Below are 23,715 nucleotides of genomic sequence, written 5' to 3'. Positions count from 1 at the left end.
AGGGACGGGCCCGGCGCGCTTGCCCGGACCCCTGCCGGGATCCGGGCGGTGCCACCTCGACGATGAGGTGCGGCCCGCCGTTCGAGATGCCCGGCCGGCCTTGCCGGCCGACGGGGGGATGGGGCGCTGCCCCGCTCCCCCCGCCCCATTTGCAAGACGGCGAGAGGCGGTCAGCCCTCCGTCGGGTCGTCCTCGGCGAGGGCGATGAGGGTCTCGCCCTCCTCCACCCAGCGGTTGCGGCGGGCGAACATGACGAGGCCGGGGGCCGGGGCGCGCAGCTCCGCCAGGGGCGCGCCGGCACGGCAAGATCGCCGCCACCGTCTGCGGCCAGCCGCAGATCGCCTCCCTCGCCGACATGGGCTACAACCTCCTCTCCGTCGGGGCGGACGTGGTGGCGCTGGCGAGCTATGCCGATGCCGCCGTCGCCGCCTTCGGGGACCTGTGATGGACCTGTCCGAGATCTACGAGACCGTGCTCGACGGCCGCACCAAGGGCCTCCCCGGCACCGCCGCCCCCTTCGCGCTGAAGCACATCGCGGCGCAGGGCTGGAACGTGCTGCGCGAGGACATGCCGCTGCCGCTCATGGTGCTCAAGCGCGCCGCGCTGGACCACAACGCCCGCGTCTTCGGCGACTACCTCTCCGCCCACGGGTTGTCGCTGGCGCCCCATGGCAAGACGACCATGGCGCCGCAGCTCTTCGCCGAGCAGCTGCGCTATTCCTGGGCGATCACGGCGGCGAACGTGGCGCAGGTGCAGGTGATGCACCGCTACGGCGTGGACCGCGTGGTGCTGGGGAACCAGCTCCTCGGGCGGGCGGCGCTCGCCTCGGTGGCGCAGATGATGGCGGAGCGGGAGGCGTTCGAGTTCTACGTCTTCGTCGACTCGCCGGCCCAGCTGGACAACATGGCGCGCCACCTCTCCGGCCTCGGCCTGCCCCGCCCCCTCCACCTGCTGCTGGAGGTCGGCGTGGCCGGCGGGCGGACGGGCCTGCGGACGGAGGAGGAGGCGGCGGACCTGGCCGAAGCGATGCTGGCCGCCGACCCGGCGCTCTTCCGCTTCGCCGGCGTTGCCTCCTTCGAGGGGGTGGTGCCCGGCCTCGCCGAGGGGCCGGAGCCGGTGCGCGGCTATGCGCGCCAGGTGGTGGAGATCGCCCGCGCCCTGCCCCCGGCGCTCTACGAGGGAGCCGAGGAGTTCATCCTCACCGGCGGCGGCTCCGGCCACTTCGACCTGATGGCGGAGGCGTTCGGGGAGCTGGAGCTGCCGGTCCCGGTGCGCATCCTCCTGCGCTCGGGCTGCTACGTCACGACGGACAACGGCGGCTACAAGGCAATGCAGGAGGCCGGCCGCGCCGACCCGCATCGCAGCTGGAAGAGCGAGCTGCATCCGGCGCTGGAGGCCTGGGCCTACGTGCAGTCGATGCCGGAGCCGGGCCTCGCCTTCCTCACCATGGGCAAGCGCGACGTGCCCTATGACGCCGGCCTGCCGGTGCCGCTGAAGCTCTACCGCCCGGGCAAGGGGTTCCTGCCCGTGGGCGAGGCGGAAGTGACGGCGGTCAACGACCAGCACGCCTATGTGCGGCTGGGGAACGGCGCGGAATGGCAGGTGGGCGACATGGTCGCCAGCGGCATCTCCCACCCCTGCACGGCCTTCGACAAGTGGCGGTTCCTGCCCGTCGTCAGCGACAGCTATGACGTGGTGGATGGGGTGATGACGTTCTTCTGAGGGAGCGTCTCCGCCTACTCTGAGGCGATAGGTTCAGCCCCCGCCCGAGCAGCGCCCAACCCTCTCGGAATAAAGCCGAAGGCGCCGGGCGAGCGCCTGCCGGTCCCGGCGGGCTGGCGCTCGCCCGGCTCATGTCGGTCCGAAGGCGCGGGTGGAGGCGCTGCAGTCGGTGAAACGCCTCCCCCAAAACAGAAGAGGGGGAACCCGAAGGTCCCCCCTGCCCTGGCTGACCGGACGTGCGAGGGAACGCACGCCCGCCTGAGAATGCAAAGGCCAGCGTTAGTTGAAGCTGTAGACCACCGAGGCGCCGATGGTGCTGGAATCGCGGTCCAGATCATCGAAGTCGGAGCCGCTGAATTCGACGACATAGCTCGTGCGCAGCGACAGGGCGTTCGACAGGGCCACGCTGAGCGCGAGATCGTTCGACACGGTGGTGTCGAAGTCAGAGCCGATCAGCTGGGTGTCGTTGGTGATCGCGACACCGGGGCGGAATTCCATGTAGTAGTTGGATTCCACCACGTAGGCGGCTTCGTCGACTTCCTCGCCGGAGGCCTTCTCGATGTAGCGGTAGCCCGGGCCGGCCTTGGCCGTCCACTGCATCGTGTCCGTGTCGAACACGCGGTAGCCGGCACCGAAGCCGACGAAGGCGTCGCGGAAGTTGTCGTCCGGCTCATCGGTCTCGCGGTCGATCCGCACCGTCGCGTCGGCAAAGCCGAAGATGCGCGGGCCGAAGTCGCGGGTGTAGCCGAGGCTACCCGTCAGCCGGTCGGTGTCCGCGTCGCCATCGGTCTCCTGGTAGGAGTAGGACAGCGTGCTGTCGAAGCCGTTGAGGCCGTCGTAGTAGCCATAGGACAGGCCGAGGCCGAGCGAGGCGGTGTCATCGCCGTTGGCATCGTCGTTGGCAACGTAGCGCAGGGCAACGGAGCCGAACGTGCCGGTCTCACGGCCGCGGTTGCCGAGGAAGACGTCGCGCTCGGCGTCGTCGGCGATGTCTTCCTGCAGGTCCTCGACCTCGTCCACGGCGGCGTCTTCAAGATCGAAGGCGGACGTCTGGGCGAACGCGGTGGTGGCGACGAAGCTGGCGACGACGGCCCCGATGAAGGCTTGAGTTTTCATGAGGTGTATCCCTTATTCCATGATCTCGAGTGAAGCGGTTGTTTGTCCCGCACCTGCACGCGAACGGACGAAGTGGCCAAATATTTCCCTTTACCTCGGGGGATTTATGATCACATTTCAGACACGAACTCGTGTACCAGGCTAATTGCCTCGAACCCTTCAGACATAGGGTGAGCGCGCGCCCTTCCAAGACGGGCGGCGCCGCTTTTCGTCAGGGTGATGTGACGTCAATCTTTGAAACGGGGAACGACCGGCGTGCGGCCCTTCGGCAGGGCGACGGTGTGGCCGGTGCCAGGGTCAAGGTCGTCGGGCTTTTCGGAGCTGTTCCCGGCCGTCGCCTTTAACGAGATCGGGCCGGGAAGGGTCTGGCCGACGCCCTCCAGGGCCGGGTCAGTCCCGGCCCGCCCACGGAGCCGACCAGAGGCGCGGCAACGACATCCATCGCAGGGATCGGGGCCCGCCCCGATGGCGCGGAGCTCAGAGGCGCTCCGCCTCCATCCGCGTGGAGGGCAGGTAGGCGACGGCGTCGAGCTCGAACTTCAGGAGCGTTCCCAGCACGTCGGAGATGGTGGTGCGCACCGGGCGCGGCTCGGGGAAGTACTCGGCATAGATGCGGTTGTACTCCGCTCCCCAGTCGCCGGCACCGAGGTAGCTGCGCACCTGGATGACGTGATCCAGCGTCGCCCCCGCCTCCTTCAGGATCGCCTCCAGATTGTCGATGGAGCGGCGCATCTCCCCCTCGAAGGTATCCTCGATGATCGCCCCGTCCTCGCGGCTGACGGAGGCCTGGCCGGAGATGAACATCAGGTCCCCCGCGATGATGGCGGGGGAGAACGGCAGGTGGGAGCGGGCGCCCTTGTCGACGATCTTGAGCATGGGGGAGGTCCTTTCGCGGGGTCTTCAGGGGTGGAAGGTCGCGGTGTGGGCGTGGATCTGCCCCTCCGCCTGCCTGTCCTCGAAATTGGCGTAGATGCGCGGCAGGACGTCGGCCATCCAGCCGGCGGCATCGACGGTGAAGCCCCGCTGCGCCGGATCGAGCGACATCGGGTAGAGCGCCGCGCCGGGGGCAAGCTCTTCCAGCGACTGCTCCCACTCGGCATTGGCGTGGCCGAAGATGACATCGGCCGGATGCGCCTCCAGCTCGGCGCGCAGGGCCTCGGCATTGGCGGCGCTGCGGCTTTCGGGGTCGATCTTCAGCATCCGCAGGCTGCTGCCCTCGGGCGCATCCGCCACGGCGTCTTCCGCCCAGCGCCGCCGCGCCGCCAGTTCCTGCGTCGGCAGCTCGCTGTCGATGTAGAGGTAGCGCGCCGGCCGGCCCCCGTGATGCGCCACCATGGCGCGGAAGGCGGGGGCGAAGTCGATGCGGTAGGAATGGACGCGCGGGTGATCGACCACGTGGTCGATCAGGCAGACCTGGCTCGCCACCCTGTCGATCACGTCGAGCCCCGTCTCGTCGGTGACGGAGGTGAGGACGACGACATCCAGCGCCTCGAACACCTCCACCGGCATGTTGCCATGCCGGAAGGAGCCCATGATGAAGGCATGCCCGTCGCTGACCACCTGCTTCTCGAAGGCCATGACCATGCGCGTGTAGAAGACGTTGTCGAAGATGCCGCCGCCCACGACGTCGCGGTTGTAGAAGAAGCCGATGCGGTAGAAGGCCTCCGCCCACGGCGCGCGGACGAGGAAGGAGCCCTTGCCGACCTGCCGGCGGATGACGCCCTCTGCCTCGAGGTCCTTCAGCGTCTTCACCACGGTTATGAGCGAGAACTGGCAGAACTTGATGATCTCGTTCTGGGATTCGATCCGGTCACCCACCTTCAGGCCATTGGCCTTCCAGCGGCGCAGCAGCATCTCGCGCAGTTGCAGGTGGCGGGGGGCGATCGCCTTGTTCACGACAGGTCTTCCCAAGATATCTGATTAGCGATGATGCCGCCGTCTATATATAGCATCTGCCCGGTGATGTAGCGGGCTTCGTCAACGGCGAGGAAGACGGCCGCCCCGCCGATATCCGCCGGCTGGCCGATCCGGCTATTCATGACTGAACCCAGTTTCCGGCACCACTACACGCGCGGCCTGCGCTACTCGCAGCCGACGATGGACAATATCACCGAGGATGGCCCCACCCGCCTGCCCTCAATCCCCGGCATGGTCCCGCCCCTCAATCCCTGCCCTCCGGCTGCGCCTTCCACCCCGCTGCCCGGCGGCGAGCGAGAAATGCCGGCGCGAGATGCCCGAGCTGACCGGCCGCTCCGACGGCGTCGCCTGCTGGCACCCGGTGGAGGAGGAAGCCCCGGCCCCTCGGGAGGCGGAGGCATGAGCGCCCCGCTGCTGGAGATGCGCGGCGTCAGCCAGATCTACACGCTGGCCCGGCAGACCCTCTTCGCGCCCAAGCCCCGGCTGACGGTTCTCGACAAGGTGGATTTCGCCGTGGGCCAGGGCGAGGCGGTCGGCCTCGTCGGCGAATCCGGGGCCGGCAAGACGACCCTCACCCGCATCCTCACCGGGCTGGAACAACCGCAGGAGGGGCAGGTCCTCTTCGAAGAGCAGAGCGTCTGGGCCGCGCCGCCTGCCCGCCGCGCCGCCTTCCGCCGCGGCGTGCAGGTGGTGATGCAGAACCCCCGCTCCTCCCTCGACCCGCGCATGAAGGTCGGCACGGCGCTGCTGGAGCCGATGCGGAGCCTGAGAGTGGAAGGCGACCACGTCGCCCGGATGCACGAGGTGATCGGCCAGGTGGGCCTGACGCCGGCGGCGCTGGAGCGCTATCCCCACGAGTTCTCCGGCGGGCAGCTGCAGCGCATCGCCATCGCCCGGGCGCTGATGCCGGGGCCGCGGGTGCTGATCGCCGACGAGCCGGTCTCGGCCCTCGACGTCTCGATCCAGGCGCAGGTGCTGAACCTGTTGAAGGACCTGACACGGGACCTCGGCCTGTCGCTGGTGCTGATCGCCCATGACCTCTCGGTCGTCGCCTACTCCACCTCCCGCGTCTCGGTCATCGCCTCGGGGCGCATCGTCGAGGCCGGCCCGCCGATGGATCTCTTCCGGATGCCCAAGGCGCCGGAGACGAAGGCGCTGGTCGATGCCGTCCTGACGGTGGAGGCCGGGCTCGCCGGCACCGCACTGGCCTGAGCGCCGGCCCCGGAGGCCCCGAATTTCGCGCGAAATTCGTGCACGGAAATCGCGCGATTTCCGTGGCCCGCCGCGGCGCGCTACTTGCGTAGGACGCGCCGCGCGCCGAGCAGCACGAGGATCAGTAGCGCCGGGTGCGGCGCCTTGATGCCCGCCACCCCGTCGATCAGCTCGCGTACCTTGCCGGCATCGGGGTGGCCCGAGCCGGAGATCAGCGGGCGCAGCGTCAGCGCCGCCATCCATGCCTCCCCCGGCGCCTCGGCGCGGTAGCGGCCGGCGGCGCGCTTGAGCAGCTGCGCCTCGTTCTGGCGGCGCAGCATCCGCGCCAGCCGCAGCATCAGGTCGGGCGGCACCTGCCCCGGCGCCTTCTGCTCGCTCAGCCAGTCGCGGGCGAAGCTCTCCTCCACCCCGATGATCTTGGCCAGCGCCAGCAGCACCACCTTCGAGCGCGGCTCGGCCATCGCGTGCTCGTCCGCCACCTGCTCGCAGTAGATCTCCACCTGCCCGCCGAGGCTCTCCTCGTCGCGCAGTTTGCCGAGGGCGGAGACGGCGGCGAGGCGGCAGTCGAGATGCGGATCCTCCGCCAGCGCGGCGCGCAGGCCCGGGAGCGCCTCCACCGCCCCCATCTCGCCCAGCGCGCGGAGAGCCCGGGCGCGCAGCAGCGGGTTGTCGCTGCCGAGGAAGGCCGCGACCTGCGCCGCCGCACCCCGTGCCTTCAGCCGCCCGAGGGAGGCGATGGCCGCGTATTGCAGCTCCACCAGCCCGTCGTAGCCGAGCACCTCGCTGAGGGCGGCCACGACATCCTCATGCGGGGCGAGGTGGCCGAGCGATTGCACCGCCTCGTGGCGCACATCGAAGGAGGGATCGCTCAGCGCCTCGATCAGCTCGCGCTTGGCCAGCGGGCTGCGCAGCGCGCCGAGGCCATAGGCCAGCTCACGGCGCCGATCCTCCGACGTCGGGCCGGCGATGCGCTGGATGCCGACGAGCGCGCGGACCGGGCTGCCGGTGGAGAAGTTGGCGAAGAAGTCGCGCACCGATAGCCCGCCTTCCTCGCGCAGCGCATAGAAGGCGGCGGCGGCAACGAGGGAGAGCATGGCCGCCAGCGCGAAGAGCACCGTGAAGGGCGCGAAGGCATGGCCGAAGAGCGTCAGCGGCGCGAGCGAGAGCCGCGCCAGCAGCATCCCGGCGAAGACGGTCGCCGCCCCGCCGACGAGGCCGACGGTGATGTAATGCAGCGTCGTGAACGCCTCCTTCGAGGCGGGCGGCACGACGTTGAGCATGTAGACGCCGCCGATCGCCATCGCCGTCTGCGCGAAGAGGCCGAAGAAGAAGAAGGCCACCGCCACCAGCACCGCCAGCCCGCCCATCTCCGCCGTCATGAAGGGCAGCGCGAGGAAGAGCAGGATCTGCCCGCCGATGAGGGTGAGGAACACCGGCCGCGTCCCGTAGCGATCCACCAGCCAGCCCGCCGCCAGCGTGCCGAGCGCGGCGCCCACGGGCGTCAGGGCGGAGAGGAAGACCAGCTCCCCCGAGCGCATGCCGAGGTCACGGAAGAACAGCAGCAGGAAGAGGTTGAGCGCCGCGAGGATCAGGTACTGCGTCCCCGAGGCGGCGAGGAAGACGAGGAAGTTCCTGTCCCCCAAGGGCTCCGCCAGCGCCCGCAGCCGTGGCCCCGCCCGGCGCCCGCGGGCGGCGGGGGCGCCGCCGCGCAGCCCGAGGAGGGAGAGGGAGCCGGCGATGCCGCAGAGGATGCCGGCGGCGAAGACGGGGTAGAAGCGCCAGAGCCCCGTCTGCCCGTCCAGCCACCAGCGGATGAGCCAGCTCACCACCAGCGCCACCGGCAGGTAGATCAGCGCGTTGCGCCCCGCCACCCGGCCCCGGATGGCGCGGGGGATGAACTCCTGGCTCCACGGGATCAGCGCCGCCTCCGCCGTCGCCCGGCAGAGCGCGAAGCCGGTCATGGCGACGAGGAGGATGGCGAAGACGACATCGACGTCGCCAAGGAAGAAGGGCGTCAGGAAGAACAGGCAGAGAAAGCCGTAGCGCGCCGTCAGCGCCGAGGCCGCCACCCGGCGGGAGCCGAAGCGCCCGATGACGGGCAGCGCCAGCAGGCCCGCGACCTGAAGGAAGGGCATGATGCCGCCGAGGACACCGATCTGCCCCTCCCCCAGCCCCATCTCGGCGGCGAAGAGGGTGAGCGGCGCGGTGACGGTGCACAGGACCGCCGTCGAGGTGAGCACCACCTGCGAGTAGAACCACGGGATCCGCCGCAGCTTGTCGAAATCGCTCTGGACGGCCGGTTCGGCCGGTGGCTCCTCCCCGTCCATCGCGTCAGGCGCTCCCCAGCTCGATCCGGGCGCCCTTGATGACGTGCTGGCAATCTTCCACCTGCCACCAGGCTGCCAGCGCCTCCGTCTGCGACAGGCGCGTGAGCGAGGGCTGGCCGAACTTCAGCGAGCCGAACTGGGCGGAGATGTTGCCCGTCGCCGCCCCCATCGCCTCGGCGGTGAAGATGTCGGCCTCTTCGCGCACCTCGCCTGTGAGGGCGAGGCGCCGGAGCGTCAGGCTGACGGGCGGCGCGCGGTGGCAGTGGATCGTCAGGATCTCGCTCTCCCCCGGAGGCGTGAGGTTCAAGGGCATCAGGTTCGACGCCTGCCCCATGATGCCGGTGGCGAGGGCGGGACCGAAGCTCTGCCCCCCATCCTCGGAGAGGACGAGGTGATTGTCGAGGTTGCGATCGGCGGCCGTGTCATAGGCCCAGAAGAGCACCGCGATCCGCCCCGGCCCCAGCTCCGCCAGCCGGCACTCCCACGGCGCCACCCTGCCGCCGGGTGAGCGGTAGAAGACGGAGAGCCTCTGCCAGCTCCCGCCGCCGTCGCGGCTCTCGATCAGCCAGCCCTCGTGGCCCTCGGTGCCGAGGTGGAACGGTGCCCCGGCGGCGAGGAGCCGGCCGTCCGAGGTGACGAGGGCGGGGCCGGAGAGCTCCAGCGGCGCGTCGGCATCGAAGGGGCGCGGCACGCTCCACGTCGCGCCGTCGTCGGAGGACCACGCGGCCTTGGTGACCAGCGGCAGGATGCGGCGCGTCGCCGGGTCGACGATGGGGGTCACCATGTCGGGCCGCTCGAAGACGTAGCCGGTGGCGAGGAGACGCCCGTCCGGCAGGCGCACCGGCTTGAAGCTCTCCGATTCCAGCGCCGTGCCGCCGTGCATCGGCACGGGCGCGCTCCACGTCCGCCCGCCATCGCGGCTGCGGCAGGTGTGGCTGCGCATGTCGGCGGCGTCGAAGGCCTGCCCGATGGAGAACATCGCCAAGAGCTCGCCGCCGCCGAGGCTCACCAGCCCCGGGAAGGCCGCCTGCCGGGAGAGGAGCAGCGGCGCCGGGTTGGCATAGATAGTGAAGGGCTCGCCGAGGCGCATCTCAGCCGCCGGCGGTGGCGGTGAGCGAGATCCGCTTGCCGGTCAGCTTGCGGTAAGGGAGCCGCGTGAGGTTCGACGTGCACAGGCCCACGCTGTCGACGTAGATCTGCGCCCGCGCAATGGCATCGTAGGCGGCCTTGTGGGAGACGGCCGCCTTGATGACGATATACGCCGCCTCCTCCGGCGCGATGCCCTGGCTGTGGAGCTGGCCGAGATCCATCGGCGCGGTCTTGATGGAGGTCAGCAGGATCACCGCCTGCCCGTTCTCCACCACCGCGCTCGGCCCCATGTCGATCAGCGCGCCGCCCATCGAGGCGGCGTGGCTCTGCTTGTTCTCCAGCTCGAAGCGGCCGTCCGTCAGGGTCCGCACCTGCCCGGCGAAGGGCACCGGGCTCCCATGCTGATCGTCCGTCTTGCCGCCGACCATCAGGTCCACCTCCGCGCCGAGGCCCGCGGCGCGGCAAGCGGCGACGCTCTCGGGGTCGCAGATCATGGCGACGATGCCGGTGCGGCCCGTCTCCAGCAGCGGGCCCAGCACCCCGGTCGCGTCGCCGGGGGTGCCGCCGCCGATATTGTCCGCCGGCTCGATCAAGAGCACCGGCCCCTCGCCGGGCGGTAGCGCATCGGCCTCGGCCAGCGCGTCGGCCAGCGACGCCTCCGCCGGGTAGCCTTCGGAGAGATGGGCCGTCAGCACCTCCTCCAGCTCCGCCAGCCGGGCCTCGGCCGCGGCCGGATCGCCCGTGGTGGCGGCGGAGAAGGAGACGCCGGCCATGGGGATGTCGGCATAGGCATAACCGGCCATGACGTTGATGTTGACGATCTCGGACGCCTCCGCCTCGATGGCCCTCGCCCGCGCCAGCATGGCGCGCATCGGGTCCGCCGCCGTGCCGACGCCGGTGGGCGGCAGGACGTAGGGCGTCTGCCGGTTGACCTGGGAGACCTTGAGCCCATCCATCAGCTGCCCGAGGAAGCCGGCGGCCCGCACCGCCGTCGCCCGCGCATCCGTGTGCGGGTTCTCACGGTAGGCGACGAGCATCGTGGAATTCTCGGTGCAGGCGTCGGAGATGTTGCCGTGCAGGTCGAGCACGCCGACCACAGGGACCTCCACGCCGGCAGCGCGCAGCCGCGCCTGCACGCCCTGCAGGATCGTCGCCTCGACGTCGTCGCGCTCTTCGCTGACCATCGCGCCGTGGAGGACGAGGAAGATGCCGTCAATCTCTCCCGCCAGCCGTTCGAGATCGGCGTAGAAGCGGGCCTCGAAGGTCTCGATCACCTCTTCCGTCACCATGCCGCCGGGGCCGGCGCCCATCTGGATGGAGGGCAGGACCTCCCAGCCCTGGTCATCGGCGACGGAGAGAAAGCCGTCCGCCGGGGAGGCATTGCCGCGGGTCTTCTCGAGTATCTCGTGGCCCTCGTGGAAGAGCGAGCGGCGGAAGAGCGACAGGTCGCTCTTCTGGGCGAGGAAGGTGTGGGTCTCATGGAAGAGGCCGGCGAAGAGGACGCGCTTGGGCATGGCAGGCCTTTCGGGGGCAGTGAACATGGTTTCATGATAACTGCTTCCGACCGGCGCGCCAGAGCTATCGGCCCCCTTCAGCCGCTCTCCGCCGCCTCCAGCAGCCGCCGGGCGGCGGTCAGGTGCGGGCGGTCGATCATCTTGCCGCCCAGCCGCAGCGCCCCGGCGCCCGGCGCCGCGGCGAAGGCGGCGACGATCTCGCGCGCCGCTGCCACCTCCGCCTCCCCCGGCGTGAAGGCGGCGTGGATGGCGGCGATCTGCGCGGGGTGGATGGCCATCATCCCGGTGAAGCCGTCGCGGCGGGCGGCGGCGGCGACGCGGGCCAGCCCGCCTTCATCGGCGATGTCGGGGTGCACCGTCTCGATGGCGGGCACGCCGGCGGCGTGGGCGGCGAAGAGCGTCAGCGCGCGGAGCATCTGGTAGGGCGGCAGAAAGCCGGCCTCGTCCCGCGAGGCGGTGGCGCCGATGGCGGCGGGCAGATCCTCCGCCCCCCAGGTGAGGCCAGCGAGGTGGGGCGCGGCCTCCGCGTAGGAGCCGAGGGCGAAGACGGCGCGGGGCGTCTCCGTCGCGATGGGCAGGATCGGCAGGCCCCCGGCCCGCTCCGCGAGCGCCGCCACGTCCGCCGCGCCCTCCGCCTTGGGCAGGACGAGGCCGTCGGGCCGGGCGGCGGCGATGGCGAGATCCTCCGCCAGCGCCTCCGTTCCCAGTGGATTGACCCGCACGAAGAGCGGCAGGGGCCGGCCCGGGCGGGAGAGGAAGGCGGCGACGGCGCCGCGCGCCTCGGCCTTGCGCTCGGGGGAGACGGAATCCTCCAGATCGAGGATCAGCGCGTCGGCGCCGGAGCGGGCGGCCTTGTCGAAGCGGTCCGCCCGGTCGCCCGGCACGAAGAGGAGCGAGCGCAGCCTCATGCCCGCCGCGCCACGAGCGCCGTGCGGGTGCAGGTGCAGACGACCTCGCCCCGCTGATTGAGCGCCCGGTGCGCGAAGGTGACGATGCCGGCATTCGGGCGGCTCCGGGAGTCCCGGAGCTCCGCGACTTCCGTCTCCGCCCGCAGGGTGTCACCGATGAAGACGGGTTTCGGCATCTTCACCGCGTCGTAGCCGAGGTTGGCGACGAGCGTGCCGAGCGTGGTTTCCGCCACCGAGAGGCCGATCATGAGCGAGAAGGTGAAGAGCCCGTTCACCACGATCTGCCCGAACTCCGTGCCCGCCGCGTAGTCGGCATCAAGATGCAGCGGCTGCGGATTGAGGGTGAGTGTCGTCAGCAGGAGGTTGTCGGTCTCCGTCACCGTGCGGTGGACGGGATGGGCGATGGTCTCGCCGATGGCCCAGTCCTCGAAATGGCGCCCGCTCATGTGGCGCCGCTGCCGATGACGGGCGGCTCCGCGCCTCGGGCGACGCTCTCAAGATGGCTCATTCGGTCCCCCCAGTCTCGCGGCGCAGCCCCTCAGGCCACGTCCGCCTTGATGAAATCCGCCGCCCGCTCGCCGATCATGATCGTGGGGGCGTTGGTGTTGCCGCTGACGATGTGGGGCATGACCGAGGCGTCGGCGATCCAGAGGTTCTCCGCCCCACGCACCTTCAGCCGGTGGTCCGTCACCTGGCCCATCGCGCAGGTGCCGACCGGGTGGTAGGCCGTCTTGGCATAGCCGCGCACGAAGGCCTCCAGATCGGCACGGGAGGTGACGGCGGCGCCCGGCAACAGCTCCTCGGCGATGAGATCGGCCAGCGCCGGCTGGGCCATGATCTGCCGCGTGCAGGCGATGCCGGCGAGGAGCGTCTCCATATCCTCCGGCGCTTCGAGGAAATGCGGGTCGATCACCGGGCGGGCGAAGGGGTCGGCGGAGGCGAGGCGAACCTCGCCGCGCGACTTCGGCCTGAGGAAACCGGGGTCAATGGAGATGCCGTGCACCCGCGCCGGCACCCGGTCGACATCGCCGGAGAGGGCGGGGATGACGTGGATCTGCATGTCCGGCCGGCCGTCGCCATCGAGGTCGAAGAAGCCGCCGGATTCCACGATGGTGGAGGTCAGCACGCCCGAGCGGAAGAGCAGCCATTCGAGCCCGTGCCGATAGCGGCGCCAGCCCTTGTCGTGCCCGAAGAGGCTGATCGGCTCCTTCAGGCGCGCCTCCAGCTGCACCTCGAGGTGGTCATGCAGGTTCTGCCCCACCGCCGGCATGTCCCACGCCAGCGGGATGCCGTGCCCGGCCAGATGCTCCGCCGGCCCGATGCCGGAGAGCATGAGCAGCTTCGGCGTCGCGAAGGTGCCGGCGGAGAGGACGACGCCGGCGCGGGCGGCCAGCACCTCGCTCCCGCCGCCCTTGCCGGCGACGCGCACGCCGCGCACCCGCCGCCCCTCCAGCACCAGCCCCGTCACCGGCGCGTTCAATCTCACCGCCAGCCGCTCGCTCCCCCGCACGCGGGAGAGGTAGGCGGCGGCGGTGGAGGCGCGGCGGCCAGCCTTCGTCGTCGTCTGGAAGAAGCCGACGCCCTGCTGGCCGTGGGTGTTGCCCTGCCCCCGGCCCTTGTTGAAGTCGTCGTTGTAGGCATGCCCCGCCTGCTGCGCCGCCAGCACGAAGGCACGGGAAAGGGCGTGGCGATGCGTGGGATCGCTCACCGTCAGCGGGCCACCCTGCCCGTGGGCGAGGCCGGCAAGGCGCTGGTTGTCCTCGGCCCGGCGGAACCAGGGCAGTACGTCGTCATAGCCCCAGCCGGGGTTCCCGAGATCGCGCCAGTGATCGTAATCCTCCGGCTGGCCGCGCATGTAGACCATGCCGTTGACGGAGGAGCCGCCGCCGAGCGTATGGCCCGTCGGAATGTACATCCTGCGCCCGAGGGCGTGGGCCTGCGGCACCGTCTCATGCGGGGTGGAGTGGCCGGTCTTGGCGAGCATGAAGCTGCCCGCCGGGGCCTGGATGAAGAGATGGCGGTCGGAGGGGCCGGCCTCCATGAGGGCCACCGAGTGCCCCGCTTCCACCAGCCGCGTCGCCACCACCGCGCCCCCGGAGCCGGAGCCGACGACGATGAAGTCGAAGCTCTCGCTCACGCCGCCTCGCCCGGGCGGGCGCGCATGAGCATCCCGAAGAGGTCGCGCGGCTCGTCGGGATCGGCGAGGAGATCGAGCTCCTCGAAATACTCCGTGCCGGCGATGCAGTCGGCGACGAAGCGCAGGGCGGAGAAATCCTCCGTCGCGAAGCCCACCGAGTCGAAGAGCGTGATCTGGTCCGCCCCCGTCCGCCCGGGCGCGAGGCCGGAGAGGACCTGCCAGAGCTCCGTCACGGCGTGATCGGGGGCGAGCTGCTGGATCTCCCCCTCGATGCGGGTCTGCTCGGGGTATTCGACGAAGATCGACGCTCGGTGCAGGATCGCCTCCGCCAGCTCCGTCTTGCCGGGGCAGTCGCCGCCGACGGCGTTCAGGTGCTGCCCGGCGCCGACCATGTTGTCCGACAGGATGGTGGCCTGCCGCTTGTCCGCCGTCGCGGTGGTGACGATATCCGCGCCCTGCACCGCCTCCTCCGCGCTGGTGCAGCGGGTGATGGAGAAGCCGAGGGGGGCGAGATTGGCGGCGCAACGCTCCGTCGCGGCGGGGTCGATATCGTAGAGGCGCAGCGTCTCGATGCCGAGGAGGGCGCGGAAGGCCAGCGCCTGGAACTCCGACTGGGCGCCGTTGCCGATGAGCGCCATGGTGCGGCTGTCCGGCCGGGCCAGAGCGCGGGCGGCGACGGCGGAGGTGGCGGCGGTGCGCAGCGCCGTGAGCAGCGTCATCTCGGAGAGGAGCGTGGGATACCCCGTGTCCACCTCGGCCAGGACGCCGAAGGCGGTGACGGTCTGCCGCCCGAGGCGGCCGTTCTGCGGGTGGCCGTTGACGTACTTGAACGCATAGAGCGCGCCGTCGCTCGTCGGCATCAACTCGATGACGCCGCCGGGGGAATGGCTGGCAACGCGGGGGCTCTTGTCGAAGCTCTCCCAGCGGCGGAAATCGGCCTCCACATAGGCGGCGAGGCCGGTGAGGAAGGACTCGACGCCGACGTGATGCACGAGCCGCATCATGGCATCGACGGAGACGAAGCGGATGGTGTTGAGACCGTGGGTCATAGCGGTGTGAAGGTCAGCTCGGGGTAGCCGAAGGCTTCGGGGCCAACGACCGCGAGCGCCTCGGGAGAGGTCAGGAGAGGGTGGGCCGGGATGCCGAGCACGGCGACACGCTGGCCGTAGCGCAGCATCTCGGTGGTGATCGGCTCGCCGGTGTCGAGATCGACGTTCATGATGAGATCGGGCACGCAGACGCGCGGCTCGCCATCCACCCAGAGGACGAGGTTCTCGTTCTGGATGGCGATGCGCGCGGTGGAGCCCTGCCACGCCTCCGCCCCCGTCAACTCGGCATGGCCGCGTACGAAGCCGCCCGTCAGCTCGCGGCGCACATCGGTGATCTTGCCGGCGAAGCAGACGCGGCCCCCGGTCACCTCGGCGAGGCGGGCGACGGGGTCATGGCGCTTCTTCCGCGCGTCGAGCAGCGCGGCGCCGATCTCCAGCGCCTGGCTGACGGTGCCGGGGATGGCGGCGCGCCGCACCTCGGCCATGGACATGGGCGCCCCCGCCGCGCCGCCGCCCGCCCCCATCTCCACCACTGTGGCGCGCAGGAACCGCTCCATCCACTTGGCGCTGGCGACGTGGCGCACGACGACGACATTGCCCTTGTCATCGGCCAGCGCCGCCATGTCGGAGCGGGCGCCGTAGATGGCGAAGGTGGACATCTGCACCTCGGGGAAGGCGCGGCCCATGCCGTCGCCGTCGATCACCGGCAGGCCGGCCTGCGCGGCGACGATCATCGGCGCCATGGCATTGGCGCCGCCGATCTCGGCGGCGATGAGGGCGGAAATCTCCACCCCCGCCGTGTCGGCCACCGCCTTCAGGGCGCGGTAGGTCTCCCCCCCTTCGGCGAGCTTCTCGACGCCGATCACCGGCGCGCCGATGCCGCCGACGGTGCAGACCTGCGCCTCGTCGGCCAAGGCCTCCAGCGGCAGGATGCGGATCTCGCCGCCCTTGCGCAGCAGCTCGCGGGTGCGCAGCATCCCCAAGTAGGGGTTGCCGCCGCCGCCGGTGCCGAGCAGCGCGGCGCCGAGCGAGAGGGCGGCGAGGTCCCCCTCGCGGATCAGGAACCCGTCAGACATTCAGTTCTCCCACCGCCTTGACGCGGATGCGTGTGGCGTTGCCGGGCAGGTAGCTCAGCGGCACGTCCTCGATATCGACGATCTCGATGGAAGCGGCGTCCGCCCCCGCGGCCACCGCCGCCTCGCCCGCCCGCGCCTTCGCCTCGGCCAGCGCCGCCTCGCGGCCCGTCTCGGCGAGGGAGAAGACGCTGTCGATCTCGCCGGAGACCTGCGCGATGGCGGCGCCGACGGCATTGGCGACGGCGAAGTGGCCGGGCTTGATGACCTCCAGCTCCCCCAGCCGCCCGGGCGCGATGATCGAGCCGCCGCCGACGACGATAACGGGCAAGGGCTCGGAGGAGATGCGCGAGCGCTCCACCGCCTCCTCCAGCATCGTGTCGATGCGGGCGAGCGCCGTGGAGACGAGCTCCGGCTCCAGCCCCTCGACCTCGGCCGGATCGCCGAGCGAGGCACGGCCGGCGGCCACCACGATGTCGGTTGTCGTGAGGGTGGCGCCGCCGAAGACGCGCGCCTCCTCCGTCAGCCGGTAGCCGACCGACTGGGGGCCGATATCGCCCCCCTCCCCGGCCACGAGGCTGCCGCCGCCGAGGCCGATGGAGAAGACATCGGGCATGCGGAAGTTCGTGCGCACGCCGCCCACCTCCACCGCCATCGAGGCGGGGCGCGGGAAGCCCTTCTGCAGCATGCCGACATCCGCCGTGGTGCCGCCGATATCCACCACGATCGCGTCCGTCACGCCGGAGAGGAAGGCGGCGCCGCGCATGGAGTTCGTGGGGCCGGAGGCGAAGGTGAGCACCGGGAAGCGCTCCGCCACCTCGGCATCCATCAGCGTGCCGTCGTTCTGAGTGAGGTAGAGCCGCCCCGTCACCCCCGCCTCGGCCATGGCGCGGCGGAAGGCGTCGATCACGTGGGCGGAGAGCCCTCGCAGGCAGGCGTTCATGATCGCGGCATTCTCCCGCTCCAGCAGGCCGACGCGGCCGATCTCGCAGGAGAGGGTGAGCGTGACGCCGGGCAGCGCCTCGGCGAGGATCTCCGCCGCCCGCCGCTCCATCCCGTCGCTGACGGGGGAGAAGACGGCGCTGATCGCCAGCGTATCGATGCCGAGGGCGGCGACCTCGGCGGCGATGCCGCGCAGCTCCGCCTCGTCGAGGTCGGAGATGGCGCCACCGTCGAACTCGTTGCCCCCATGGGCGAGCCAGACATGGCCGCCGATCACGTCGCGCAGGTCCTCCGGCCAGTCCACCATTGGTGGCAGCGAGGCGGTGGCCGGCAGGGCGAGGCGGATGGCGCCGGTCTTCGCCAGCCCGCGCCGCTCGATCACCGCGTTGGTGAAATGGGTGGTGCCGATCATCACGGCATCGACGGCATCTGGGGACAGCGCCGCCTCCTCCAGCACCGCGCGGAGCGCGGCGACGACGCCGGAGAGGACATCCTGCGTCGTCGGGCGTTTGACCCCCGCGACGACGCGGGAGCCGTCCACCACCACGGCATCGGTATTCGTGCCACCCACATCGATGCCAACGCGGATCATCCGGTCACCACATGCTCTTGGAATAGGAATCGGCGAGGCCCGCATCGATCTCGTCGGAGCTCTCTGCGAGGGCGAGCTGGTCGCGCATGATCTGGCCGAGGCTCGGCAGCTCCTTGCGGTCGGGCCATGTCTCGGGCTTCCAGAGCTCCGAGCGCATGAAGGCCTTGGCGCAATGCATGTAGAGCTCGCGGATCTTCACCACGCAGACCGCCTGCGCCGGCCGCCCGTCGACGCCGAGGCGGGCGCAGAGCTCCTCGTCGACCGTCAGCTTCGCCTCGCCGTTGATGCGCAGCGTCTCCGCCATGCCGGGGATCACGAAGATCAGGCCGATGGACGGGTTGTCCACGAGGTTCTCCCACGAATCCAGACGGTTGTTGCCGGGCCGGTCGGGGATGGCGAGCGTGACGTCGTCGAGGGGCGCAACGAAGCCGGGCTTGTCGCCCTTCGGCGAGACATCGGCGCGGCCGGCGGCATCCTGCGTGCCCATCATCAGGAAGGGGCTGCGGGAGAGGAAGTTGCGGGCATGAGGGTCGAGCTTCGGCAGGACCTTCTTGGCCGCGTTCTCGTGGACGGGGCGGTAATGGGCGCGCAGCGCCTCGCGGGACTCGATGAACTCCATCAGCGTTGCTCCATGGCAATGAGTTGTTCCGCCGTCGGCATCTCGCCGTCGATCAGCGGCACCTGCGGGCGCAGGGCCGCCTCTTCGTCGGAGATGACCGGAACCGACGCAAGTAGAAGTCGCGTGTAGGCATGTCTGGGCCGGGCGAAGACCTCGGCGGTCGGGCCGGTCTCCACCAGCTTGCCGAGGTAGAGGACACCGACCTCCTCGGCGAAATTGCGCATCAGGCTGAGATCGTGGGAGATGAAGAGGAAGGTCAGGTTCAGCTCGCGCCCCAGCTCGGTCAGCAGGTCGATGATCTTCGCCTGGACGGAGACGTCGAGCGCCGAGGTCGGCTCGTCGAGGACGAGGAGGCGGGGCGCGCAGGCCAGCGCCCGGGCGATGGCGACGCGCTGGCGCTGCCCGCCGGAGAGCTCGTGCGGGTAGCGGCGGGCGTAGGAGGCGGGCAGCTGCACCATGCCGAGGAGCTCGTCGATGCGGGCGGCGCGGGCGCGGCGGGAGAGGCCGCTGAGCGGCACGGCGATGGACTGGCCGATGGAGCGGCGCGGGTTGAGCGAGGAGCCGGGGTTCTGGAAGACCATCTGCACCTTGGAGCGGTAGGCACGGCGACCCGCCTGCCCCGCGATGTCCCGCCCGCCGAGGAGGAGCGCGCCGGAGGTGGGCGTGGTCAGCCCCATGATCATCCGCGCGATGGTGGACTTGCCCGAGCCGCTCTCCCCCGCCAGCCCGTAGATGCCGCCCTCGGGGATGGAGAAGGAGACGCCGTCGACGGCGCGCACGGCGCCGGTCTTGAAGCCGAGCGGGCTTTTCACCGGGTAGTGCTTGGCGAGGTTCACCGCTTCGAGGAGGGGACGGGTCATGGCGCTCCTCCGCCCTGCCGGGCGGCCTCGCCCGTCGCGGCGGTGAGCGCCGGGCCGGTGAGGCGGGGGACGGCGGCGATAAGGTCGCGCGTGTACTGCTCGGCCGGGGCGGCGAAGAGCCTCTCCGTCGGTGCTTCCTCCACCACGCGGCCCTTGTGCATGACGTAGACGTAGGAGGAGGTCTCCCGCACCACGCCTAGGTTGTGGGTGATCATCAGGAGAGCGAGGTCCTTCGCCTCGACGAGATCCTTCAGCAGCTTGAGGATCTGCGCCTGCGTGGTGACGTCGAGCGCCGTGCCGGGCTCGTCGGCGATGAGCAGCGTCGGCTCGGAGAGGAGCGCCATGGCGATCAGCACCCGCTGGCGCATGCCCCCCGAGAGCTGCATCGGGTAGCTGCCCGCCACCCGCTCCGGCTCGCGCATGCGCACCTGCGCCAGCACCTCCGCCACCCGCGCCCGCCGGCCCGCCCGGCCCCGCTGCCGGCCGAGGCGGCGGTCGGCGTATTTGAGGATCGTGCCGAGCTGGTCGCCGATGGTGAAGACCGGGTTGAGCGAGGACATCGGGTCTTGGAAGACCATCGACATCGCCGTGCCGCGCAGCGCCATCCGCCGGGCGGGCGGCATGGTGAGCAGGTCCTCCCCGTCGTAGAAGATCTGCCCCGAATTGATGCGCGCGGGGGGCGTCGAGAGCAGGCCCATGATGGCCTTCATCGTCACGCTCTTGCCCGAGCCGCTCTCCCCCACCAGCGCGATCTGGCTGCAGGCGGGAACGTCGAGACTGACGTCGTGCAGCACCTGCGTGGTGCGCCCGTAGGTGGTGAAGGAGACGGAGAGGTCGCGCACGGAGAGCAGGGTCATCGGATCTCCTGCACGTCGAAGAGATCGCGGAGGCCGTCGCCGAGCAGGTTGAAGCCCAGCGCGATGACGAGCACGGCGCAGCCGGGCATGACCGAGCCCCACCAGTAATCGGGCAGGTAATTGGTGCCGCCGGCGACCATGGTGCCGAGGTCCGGCATCGGCGGCTGCGCGCCGAGGCCGAGGAAAGAGAGCGCGGCCCCGGTGAGGATGACGAAGCCGCAGTCGAGCGAGGTCTTCACCGCCAGCGCCGAGACGCAGTTGGGCAGGATCTCGCGGAAGAGGATGTGGAAGGTCGAGGCGCCCAGCGTCTCCGCCGCCTCGACGAACTCCTGGCTGCGCAGCTGGCGGGTGATCGCGTAGATCAGCCGCGCGTGCCATGTCCACCAGAGCGCGGCGAGGGCGAGCATGGTGGTCAAGAGGTTCGGCGAGAAGACCGTGGCCACCGCCATCAGCAGCACCAGCCCGGGGATCGCCAGCGCGATGTCGGTCAGGCGCATGATCACCACCTCCACCCAGCCGCCGAAGTAGCCGGCGGCGAGGCCGAGGAGCGTGCCGACCGGCACCGCCACGCCCAGCACCACGAAGGCGAGGAGCAGCGAGATGCGCATGCCGTAGACGACGCGGGTGAGGATGTCGCGGCCGACGTTGTCCGTCCCCATCCAGTGCTCCCAGCTCGGCGGCAGGTGCCGGGCGCGGAAGTCGACGACCGCGCCGACATGGGAGGGATAGGGCGTGATCAGCGGCGCCAGCACCGCGGCGAGGATGCAGATGACGACGATCGCGGCGCCGATCACCGCCGTCGGGTTGCGCGAGAAGCGGTACCAGCTCTGGTAGGCGGCGGAGAGGCGCTCCGGCTCCGCCTCCGGCAGGGTGGTCACGGGGGGCTCCGCATCGGGCGCGGCGCCGGCGGCGGGCTCTTCTCTCAGGCTGCGGGTGGCCATCAGCTGCGCCCCCCGAGGCGGACCCGCGGGTCGATGAGGCCGGTGGCGACGTCGATGGCGAGGTTGACCATGACGAAGAAGGCGCCGGAGACCATGACCACGCCCATTACGGCGTTGAGGTCCTTCTGCAGGATCGTCCGCACCCCGTAGCTGGCCATGCCGGGCCAGGCGAAGATCAGCTCCACCACGAAGGCATTGCCGATCAGCGAGGCGAAGGAGAGGCCGAGGATCGTCATCGGCGCCACCAGCGCCGGGCGCAGCATGTATTTCAGCACCCGCACCCGCTCCGGCACGCCGAAGGCGCGGGCGGCCTCGACGTAATCCTGGCTCGTGACGTCGATCATCGAGGCCCGCGTCGTCAGCGCCACCTGCCCCACGGAGGCGGCGGCGAGCGCGAAGGCGGGCAGGATGAGGTGGCGCAGCCCCTCGCCGAGGATCGCCCAGTTGCCCTTGAGGAGGGCATCGACGGTCACCAGCCCGGTGATGTCGGCGGAGAAGCCGGCGCCGATGGGCAGCCGCCCGGTGGTGGGCAGGACGTGCAGCACGTAGCCGGCGAGGATCTGCAGCAGCAGCGCCAGCAGGAATGTGGGGGTGACGGCCGAGAGCAGCGCGAAGAGCCGGATGGAGTTGTCGGGCCAGCGGTCCTTCCACTGCGCCGCCATCACGCCGAGCGGCAGGCCGACGACAAAGGCGATGAGGATGGTCGCCAGTACCAGCTCGAAGGTGGCCGCGAAGGTATCGGAGATGTCGGCGCTCACCGAGCGCCCGGTCAGGAGGGAGCGCCCCAGGTCACCCTGCGCCAGCCCGCCGAGATAGCGGACGTATTGCGTCACCAGCGGCAGATCGAGGCCCATCGTCTCGCGCAGCTGCGCCACCTGGTCGGCGCTGGCCGTCGGGCCGAGCGCCATGCGCGCCGGGTCCCCCGGCATGCCGCGAGCGATCACGAAGATCACCACGGACAGGCCGAAGAGGACGAGCAGCGACCAGAGCAGGCGTCGCACGAGGAAGACGAGGTATTCCAAGCAGGGGCTCCCCGGAAGGGTCGGTCGTGAGCGCGGGGCGCGGCGGAGAACCCGCCGCGCCGGCCGGTGACGAGGTGCCCGGGCAGGCGCCGAGGCGCCGTCACCGGGGCGGAGGCGGTGTTCAGTCGCAGAGCCACTCGTAGCGGGTGAAGTCGCTAGGCACCGACTGCATGGGCACGAACTCGTAGCCCGTCAGGCACTCGTCCATCACCAGCTGGAAGGTCAGCGTCAGCAGGAAGACGTCGGCCTGCATGTCGACGATTCTTTCCTGCAGCTCGCCGTAGGCGGCGGCCTGAACCTCCGGGTCACCGCTGCTGCGGGCCTCGTCGATCAGGGCGTCGATCTCCGGGTCCTCCAGCCATTCCATCGAGGTCCAGCTGCCGGCGCTGTCGGAGTGGTACTGGCTGAAGAACATCGAGTCCGGGCTGGGATAGGTCGGCCCGAAGAAGACCTGGTTGACGTTGGGCGTCGTCTCCACGGCGCCGGCGATCTCCACCACCCGGGCCCAGGGATCGGCCTGCTGCGTCACCTCGAAGCCGAGCTGCTCGAGATTGGATTGCAGCAGCAGGCTGATCTCCTCCTCGAACTGGGTGCCGGCGACGTAGCCAAGCGTGATCGGGATCGGCGCGCCGGCGTAGGAGGACTGGGCGACCTCCTCCGCGGCCTTCTCCATGTCGAACTCGGGTGCCGGCAGCCCCTCGGGGATGAAGTCGGCGAAGGCGGGCGGCAGCGGGCCGGTCAGCTCTTCGCCGGGATAGATCACCTCGCGGATGGTGTCGTAATCCGTGGCGTAGGCGATGGCGCGGCGGATGTGCACGTCGTCCGTCGGGGCGAGCTGGGTGTTGAGCTTGAGCAGGTACGCCGTGGCGGTCGAGGTATCCTCCTGCGTGAAACGGCCCATCTCCATCAGCGCGTCGTAGGTTTCCGGCGCGCGGAAGGCGCTGACCATGGTCAGCTCGCCAGAGGCGGCCAGCGAGCGGACGGTGGAATCGTCGGGCGCGACGATCCAGCGGACCTCGTCGATGGGGCTCTCGTTCCAGCCGCCGTAGTAATCCTCGTCACGCTCGATGACGATGCCCGAGCCGCTCGGCCCGTCCTTGAGCAGGTAGGCCCCGGCGCCGGCGGGGTTGGTCGCCAGCCATTCCTGCGCGTCATCGCCCGCGTCGTTGGCCGTCGCCACCTCCTCGTTGATGATGAAGATGGAGGGCACCGTGGCGAGGAAGGGCGCAAAGGTCTTGGAGAGGGTGAAGCGCACCGTCTTGGCGTCCACCGCCTCGACGCTCTCCACCACCCCGGCGAAGAGGTTCGACGGCCCCTGATTGAGGCGCATCAGCCGGTCGTAGGAATAGACGACGTCGCTGGCCTCGACGGGCGAGCCGTCGGTGAAGGTGGCATCCTCGCGGATGAAGAAGGTCGCCTCGGTGGCGTCCTCGTTCACCTCCCAGCTTTCGGCGAGCTCGGGGGCGAGGGCGCCGCCCGGCAGCACCGTCATCAGGGCGTCGTAGAGGTTGACCGCCAGCGCGTAGTCCCCGGCATCGGAGATCTTGGAGGGGTCGAGCGAGCCGGGCACCTCCGGCGTGTCGAGGGTGATCACGGTCTGCGCGAGGGCCGGCCCGGCGAGGGCCGTGCCGAGGAGCAGGCCCGCTCCGGCCGAGGCCACCTTGTTCCACGTCTTCATCTTGTCGCTCCCCAACTGGCTGCATCCCATGACCGGGCCGGGCCCCTGCCCCGGCACCATCGCCGGCGGCCTCAGGGCGCCAACCGGGCGATCCGCTCGTGCCGGGCCGCAGCGGGCCCGCGCCCGATCTGAGAAAAAGT

General features: G+C 70.6%; 20 protein-coding genes and 1 pseudogene. 2 read left to right on the top strand and 19 right to left on the bottom strand.

What is annotated here, in order from left to right:
• Positions 1-444 precede the first annotated feature (444 nt).
• Positions 445-1,722: an amino acid deaminase gene (locus GY170_RS04645; protein WP_163890425.1), complete on the top strand. Its 1,278-nt coding sequence runs from the start codon at positions 445-447 to the stop codon at positions 1,720-1,722.
• A 279-nt stretch (positions 1,723-2,001) separates the two neighbouring features.
• Here the strand turns inward: GY170_RS04645 and GY170_RS04640 are convergent, their stop codons facing one another.
• From GY170_RS04640 to GY170_RS04625, 4 genes are all read right to left on the bottom strand, one after another.
• Positions 2,002-2,838, bottom strand: a complete 837-nt coding sequence (locus GY170_RS04640) for a DUF481 domain-containing protein (RefSeq protein WP_163890423.1) — start codon at positions 2,836-2,838, stop codon at positions 2,002-2,004.
• 477 nt (positions 2,839-3,315) lie between these two features.
• A complete protein-coding gene (locus tag GY170_RS04635) occupies positions 3,316-3,714 on the bottom strand; it encodes a RidA family protein (protein WP_163890421.1) in 399 nt (132 codons plus the stop codon).
• A gap of 24 nt (positions 3,715-3,738) precedes the next feature.
• A complete protein-coding gene (locus GY170_RS04630) occupies positions 3,739-4,734 on the bottom strand; it encodes a GntR family transcriptional regulator (RefSeq protein ID WP_235937792.1) in 996 nt (331 codons plus the stop codon).
• Positions 4,731-4,877 carry an SDR family oxidoreductase gene (locus GY170_RS04625; RefSeq protein WP_163890419.1) on the bottom strand — a complete coding sequence of 49 codons (147 nt, stop codon included), beginning with the start codon at positions 4,875-4,877 and terminating at the stop codon, positions 4,731-4,733. Before GY170_RS04625 ends, GY170_RS04630 begins: the two co-directional genes overlap by 4 nt.
• Before the next feature lie 277 nt (positions 4,878-5,154).
• Between GY170_RS04625 and GY170_RS04620 the strand changes: the two genes are divergently transcribed.
• Positions 5,155-5,967 (top strand): ATP-binding cassette domain-containing protein, encoded by an 813-nt coding sequence (locus tag GY170_RS04620; protein WP_163890417.1) that lies wholly within the window; start codon positions 5,155-5,157, stop codon positions 5,965-5,967.
• Positions 5,968-6,047: 80 nt separating this feature from the next.
• On the opposite strand, the gene GY170_RS04615 is transcribed toward GY170_RS04620, so the two are convergent.
• The 15 genes and pseudogenes from GY170_RS04615 to GY170_RS04545 form a co-directional block, all read right to left on the bottom strand.
• Positions 6,048-8,294 carry an MFS transporter gene (locus GY170_RS04615; RefSeq protein ID WP_163890415.1) on the bottom strand — a complete coding sequence of 749 codons (2,247 nt, stop codon included), beginning with the start codon at positions 8,292-8,294 and terminating at the stop codon, positions 6,048-6,050.
• Positions 8,295-8,298: 4 nt separating this feature from the next.
• Positions 8,299-9,384 carry a sialidase family protein gene (locus GY170_RS04610; RefSeq protein ID WP_163890413.1) on the bottom strand — a complete coding sequence of 362 codons (1,086 nt, stop codon included), beginning with the start codon at positions 9,382-9,384 and terminating at the stop codon, positions 8,299-8,301.
• Between the two features lies 1 nt (position 9,385).
• Complete coding sequence (locus GY170_RS04605; RefSeq protein WP_163890411.1) at positions 9,386-10,897, bottom strand: M81 family metallopeptidase; 1,512 nt, start codon at positions 10,895-10,897, stop codon at positions 9,386-9,388.
• A 77-nt stretch (positions 10,898-10,974) separates the two neighbouring features.
• On the bottom strand, positions 10,975-11,805 hold the full coding sequence (locus GY170_RS04600) for an HpcH/HpaI aldolase/citrate lyase family protein (RefSeq protein WP_163890410.1): 831 nt from the start codon (positions 11,803-11,805) through the stop codon (positions 10,975-10,977).
• Positions 11,802-12,254 (bottom strand): annotated as a pseudogene (locus GY170_RS04595) (MaoC family dehydratase); the annotation flags it as partial. The gene GY170_RS04600 and the pseudogene GY170_RS04595, both read right to left, overlap by 4 nt.
• A gap of 89 nt (positions 12,255-12,343) precedes the next feature.
• Positions 12,344-13,942: a GMC family oxidoreductase gene (locus GY170_RS04590; RefSeq protein WP_163890406.1), complete on the bottom strand. Its 1,599-nt coding sequence runs from the start codon at positions 13,940-13,942 to the stop codon at positions 12,344-12,346.
• The gene (gene ocd, locus GY170_RS04585; protein WP_163890404.1) at positions 13,939-14,991 is read right to left on the bottom strand and encodes an ornithine cyclodeaminase; all 1,053 of its coding nucleotides are present in this window, start codon (positions 14,989-14,991) and stop codon (positions 13,939-13,941) included. Before ocd ends, GY170_RS04590 begins: the two co-directional genes overlap by 4 nt.
• Positions 14,988-16,067, bottom strand: coding sequence for an S-methyl thiohydantoin desulfurase family protein (locus GY170_RS04580; RefSeq protein ID WP_163890402.1), 1,080 nt, complete (start codon positions 16,065-16,067; stop codon positions 14,988-14,990). The genes ocd and GY170_RS04580 overlap by 4 nt, the downstream gene beginning before the upstream one ends.
• A complete protein-coding gene (locus GY170_RS04575) occupies positions 16,060-17,598 on the bottom strand; it encodes a hydantoinase/oxoprolinase N-terminal domain-containing protein (protein ID WP_163890400.1) in 1,539 nt (512 codons plus the stop codon). The genes GY170_RS04580 and GY170_RS04575 overlap by 8 nt, the downstream gene beginning before the upstream one ends.
• Before the next feature lie 4 nt (positions 17,599-17,602).
• Positions 17,603-18,217: a pyridoxamine 5'-phosphate oxidase family protein gene (locus tag GY170_RS04570; RefSeq protein WP_163890398.1), complete on the bottom strand. Its 615-nt coding sequence runs from the start codon at positions 18,215-18,217 to the stop codon at positions 17,603-17,605.
• Positions 18,217-19,077, bottom strand: coding sequence for an ATP-binding cassette domain-containing protein (locus GY170_RS04565; protein ID WP_163890396.1), 861 nt, complete (start codon positions 19,075-19,077; stop codon positions 18,217-18,219). The genes GY170_RS04570 and GY170_RS04565 overlap by 1 nt, the downstream gene beginning before the upstream one ends.
• Entirely contained in the window at positions 19,074-19,934 is an 861-nt protein-coding gene (locus GY170_RS04560; protein ID WP_163890394.1) for an ABC transporter ATP-binding protein, read from the bottom strand. Before GY170_RS04560 ends, GY170_RS04565 begins: the two co-directional genes overlap by 4 nt.
• The gene (locus GY170_RS04555) at positions 19,931-20,875 is read right to left on the bottom strand and encodes an ABC transporter permease (RefSeq protein WP_163890392.1); all 945 of its coding nucleotides are present in this window, start codon (positions 20,873-20,875) and stop codon (positions 19,931-19,933) included. The genes GY170_RS04560 and GY170_RS04555 overlap by 4 nt, the downstream gene beginning before the upstream one ends.
• Positions 20,875-21,897: an ABC transporter permease gene (locus GY170_RS04550; RefSeq protein WP_163890390.1), complete on the bottom strand. Its 1,023-nt coding sequence runs from the start codon at positions 21,895-21,897 to the stop codon at positions 20,875-20,877. Before GY170_RS04550 ends, GY170_RS04555 begins: the two co-directional genes overlap by 1 nt.
• A gap of 121 nt (positions 21,898-22,018) precedes the next feature.
• Positions 22,019-23,575 carry an ABC transporter substrate-binding protein gene (locus tag GY170_RS04545; protein ID WP_163890388.1) on the bottom strand — a complete coding sequence of 519 codons (1,557 nt, stop codon included), beginning with the start codon at positions 23,573-23,575 and terminating at the stop codon, positions 22,019-22,021.
• Positions 23,576-23,715 lie beyond the last annotated feature (140 nt).

Source organism: Pseudoroseicyclus tamaricis (genome assembly GCF_012070395.1).
Taxonomy (GTDB): Bacteria; Pseudomonadota; Alphaproteobacteria; order Rhodobacterales; family Rhodobacteraceae; genus Pseudoroseicyclus_A; species Pseudoroseicyclus_A tamaricis.
The sequence above is the reverse complement of the archived record's forward strand: the minus strand, read 5'-3'. Positions and strand labels throughout refer to the sequence as shown.